Below are 1207 nucleotides of genomic sequence, written 5' to 3' on the forward strand. Positions count from 1 at the left end.
TCTGAACCCGTGATATAAGGCACTTTTACCGCTCCCTCGCAGCTCTTGCCTGTTCTCACATTGCTTACCGGCTTAATCCAGACATACTCAATCTCTCTACTGTTCAAAGGCTGAACCGACTTAATTGGCACCTGTTGCATAAAACGCGTCCAGACTCTCAGGGCTCCGCTACTGCCAGTCAGGTTAGTTGGGCTGTTATCATCATTCCCCAACCAGGTCACTGTCATCAGATTTCCGGTAAAACCAGCAAACCAGCTGTCTCTCAGGTCATTGGTGGTGCCACTCTTTCCTGCTAACTGAATATCCTGACTGATACTCCAGTATGCACGACGCCCGGTACCTTCTCTCATTACCTGACCCATAGCATGTCGCAAAAGCTCTATTGGAGCAGAGTCGAATGCTCTCTCAATCGAGAGGCTGTAGCGCTTCAATGGATGACCACGGGCATCTACTACCGCATCAATTGCCCGCAATGGCATCCTGAAGCCTCCGCTGGCGATGGTTTGGTACATAGACGCAACATCCATAAGGGAAAGGGACGCTGCTCCCAACATGACAGAGGGATAGGGAGGCAGTTTTTTCTCAATCCCCAGACGCTCAATGGTATTCAGGACATTATTAAGACCCAGAGCCATCCCGGTCTGGATCGCCGCCTGATTGTAAGACTTGGCCAGCGCCTCTTGCAAAGGCACCATACCTCTGGATTTGCCATCATAATTGGCAGGCTCCCAAAGTCCTCCCTGACCGTCGCTTACCCGAATAGGATAATCCTTGACAGGTGTCGTTAAAGTATACCGCGCAGGTTGCTCCAGCGCTGTCAGATAGATCGCTGGCTTAAGCAATGATCCCACAGGACGTCGTGCATCCAGAGCCCGGTTAAAACCGATATAGCCCGGATTCTTGTCGCCGACTACCGCCAGAAGATCGCCTGTCTGGGCAGAGGTCACCACCATGGCTCCCTGCAAATCAGGGTTATTTTTATCTAGCTGATCTACAGTATCAGTCATACTTTTCTGGGCAAACCGCTGGATGACGGGGTCCATATTGGTGAAAATTCTCAGACCTTCCGAGGTAAGATCACCTTCATCATAATCTTCTCTGAGCTGCTTCTTTACCGTGTCAATGTAAGCAGGATAAGCACTGGTATTGAGCTGCTCCCGGGTCACGACGCCCAGAGGCAGTTTTTTGGATCGCTCTGCTTCAGAAC

General features: G+C 50.8%; 1 protein-coding gene. It reads right to left on the reverse strand.

What is annotated here, in order from left to right:
* On the reverse strand, positions 1-1207 hold a 1207-nt coding region (locus KDK16_RS02955; protein ID WP_257274603.1), incomplete at both ends, for a penicillin-binding transpeptidase domain-containing protein.

It is taken from the genome of Endozoicomonas sp. SESOKO4 (assembly GCF_024606275.1).